We start from the raw sequence: 2,299 nt of genomic DNA, 5'->3' as shown, positions 1-2,299 counted from the left end.
CTATCTGCTCCATCTGGTTATATTGCAGACCAGAATCTGTTGCACTTGCTCCGCATATCATCACGCAGAATGTGATGAATACTGCCAGCATCAAAATTATGCCTAATGCGAGGAAGAATGTTGCGTGTGCAATGATAAAGTCTTCGATACTGTCTCTTACGGACATGTTTACCTCCTTTTGTAATCTTACTGGTGCACTCATCAGAATGCACCTCTTTTGCTGATACATACCATGCAGATATGTTCTGGGTTTATGCTTGTCAGTCTGCCGTTTGCACGGACAATCCTTAACATTCCTGAGTCGGTTTCGTGGATTAGGTCATCATTGTTGATGGTGACTTCCCAGTTGTCACGGACAAGTATTACTCTGATGACTTCGTCCTTGCCGGCCTGTTGCCTTTGGAGTTTGATTTCACTAATCATCTTGATCAACTTCCTCGTAGTTTTTCCAGCAGTCAAAGGTGCAAATTTCACAGTTGTCATCTTTGCAATCGTATTCTTCATCGAAGAATGCTGGGTATCCTGTGCAGTTCATTGGGAGTCCCCCCTGAAGAGTTCAAATAAATCTTTACAGATTTTTTTGTACTCCAACAATTCCTCATATTCACTACGAGAAATGTTCACTCTGACATCGTTAAAAATAGTAGGTTCGGTGGAACTCATCTTTCCACCTCAATATATTCTTCGACTTCATAGCCACTGACATAACCTTCTATGAGGTTTTTGTTGTATTCTTCAACGAATTTGGCTTCGTTTCCAGGAAGAACAACATTGCCAGTATATTCTTCAGTTGTCCACAAACAACCTTTTTCCTGACATCTGTGGCTTTCATAGACATCATATTCGTCACTGCAGTTTTTTTTAAAAATAAGGTAGTATTGGGTTGGTGCACTCATGTTTAAGCACCACCTAATAATTCCTGTGCAAATCTTCTGCCTGCTTCTTCAGCAGTTAAATATTTGCGTGTGAATTTCATGTCTGCGATTTCGTCTTCGAGTTTTTGGTTGCGGAGACAGTAGTCGCTGCATCTGATTTTCAATGCATTGTTCTGTTTTTGTAAAAATTCGTTGTCCACTTTCAGTTCGTGGTTTTCTTCTCTGAGAGCTTCGAGCTCAATTAAAATCTCTTTTATTCTGGTCATTCTCTTCACCTCGTAGGTTGGAATTATCATTTGGTACTGCAATACCAAATGTAACTCTAATTAAAGATTGGTTATACTAGTATATAAATGTTAGTATGCACTTGTATTAATATATACGAACAAATTATATACAAGTAGGTACAAATATATTACTATACAAAAACAAGGAGATTATCTTATGAGTACTGAAACTTTGACAATCAATATCGACAAGGAATTAAAAACAGAATTAAAGATAGTTGCCATAAAGCAACATACTACCGTAACAGACATACTGATTGGATTAATTCAAGATTTTGTGAATGAAAACAAGTAATTTTTTTTATATTATTAAACACCACTATTAAAGTTTATATTCGCATTGCTAACACAATTACTCTCCATTTTATCTGGAACTATTTTAAAAAACTTTAAATAGCATTTTAACATATATTTATTATTGTTACAAGAAATCATTCAATCCTCGTAGGTTGACTTGTTTTTGCGTAACATGTGGTTATGGATTGCGAGGTGCTGCAACACCGACGACCAATCCTATAATCACGAATATTACATTTAGAATTTTTGTACTTCTTTTTATATATGATTTTGTTTTATCTCTTTTTTTAAGGGTATCTTATAGAGAGCATTTGAGAAGTAATCCTTATAAACATCAACATACACACATACTAATATCAAAATATTATACGGAGTGAAAAAATATGAAAAAAATAACAAAAATAATAATAGCGATTGCAATACTGTTCCTACTAACAACCGCCGTTTCCGCAACGGACATAGACAAACTAAAAGTTCCCTTCGGATATAGTGATTTAAAAGACGGGGTGTCAATGCTAAACGATGGCCACACAAAATTATACATTGGCAAAATGAGTGATAATGAAGGAGTTTTTGACTCCAATATTGAAGAAGAATATGTTGTAACAGACATAGGAAACAACACTTACTTGTTTACTGATGATTTACTTAAAATGTATGGTTTCCAGGAAAAAGTTAACATTGATGGAACTGATTATTTGGTTTGCATCTACAAAGACAGTGCCTTATCTCCTGCAGACCAAACATTGTTGAAAGAAGATTTAGATAAGTTCAACAAAGACAATAATCTCAAACCAATAGCAGTATAATGCTATTGGTTTTCTTCTAGTTTTCTTATTC

The 2,299-nt window shown here is 35.0% G+C and carries 7 protein-coding genes; 2 read left to right on the top strand and 5 right to left on the bottom strand.

All coding sequences use genetic code 11. The features are described from left to right. From ACJMLZ_RS00950 to ACJMLZ_RS00930, 5 genes are all read right to left on the bottom strand, one after another. The coding region (locus tag ACJMLZ_RS00950) for a hypothetical protein (RefSeq protein WP_405303463.1) at positions 1–202 on the bottom strand (202 nt) is incomplete at its 3' end. Continuing rightward, a complete protein-coding gene (locus tag ACJMLZ_RS00945; protein WP_405303462.1) occupies positions 202–423 on the bottom strand; it encodes a hypothetical protein in 222 nt (73 codons plus the stop codon). The genes ACJMLZ_RS00950 and ACJMLZ_RS00945, both read right to left, overlap by 1 nt. Positions 424–531: 108 nt before the next feature. Next, the gene (locus tag ACJMLZ_RS00940) at positions 532–663 is read right to left on the bottom strand and encodes a hypothetical protein (RefSeq protein ID WP_405303461.1); all 132 of its coding nucleotides are present in this window, start codon (positions 661–663) and stop codon (positions 532–534) included. Next, positions 660–896 (bottom strand): hypothetical protein, encoded by a 237-nt coding sequence (locus ACJMLZ_RS00935; RefSeq protein WP_405303460.1) that lies wholly within the window; start codon positions 894–896, stop codon positions 660–662. The genes ACJMLZ_RS00940 and ACJMLZ_RS00935 overlap by 4 nt, the downstream gene beginning before the upstream one ends. A 2-nt stretch (positions 897–898) precedes the next feature. Continuing rightward, entirely contained in the window at positions 899–1,141 is a 243-nt protein-coding gene (locus ACJMLZ_RS00930) for a hypothetical protein (protein WP_405303457.1), read from the bottom strand. 178 nt (positions 1,142–1,319) lie between these two features. Here ACJMLZ_RS00930 and ACJMLZ_RS00925 point away from each other — a divergent pair, with 178 nt between their 5' ends. Further along, positions 1,320–1,457, top strand: coding sequence for a hypothetical protein (locus ACJMLZ_RS00925; RefSeq protein ID WP_405303456.1), 138 nt, complete (start codon positions 1,320–1,322; stop codon positions 1,455–1,457). A 385-nt stretch (positions 1,458–1,842) separates the two neighbouring features. Further along, complete coding sequence (locus ACJMLZ_RS00920; RefSeq protein WP_405303455.1) at positions 1,843–2,268, top strand: hypothetical protein; 426 nt, start codon at positions 1,843–1,845, stop codon at positions 2,266–2,268. Positions 2,269–2,299: the final 31 nt, after the last annotated feature.

This window comes from Methanobrevibacter sp., assembly GCF_045126245.1.
Taxonomy (GTDB): domain Archaea; phylum Methanobacteriota; class Methanobacteria; order Methanobacteriales; family Methanobacteriaceae; genus Methanocatella.
This window is presented reverse-complemented; position numbering and strand designations above follow the sequence as displayed.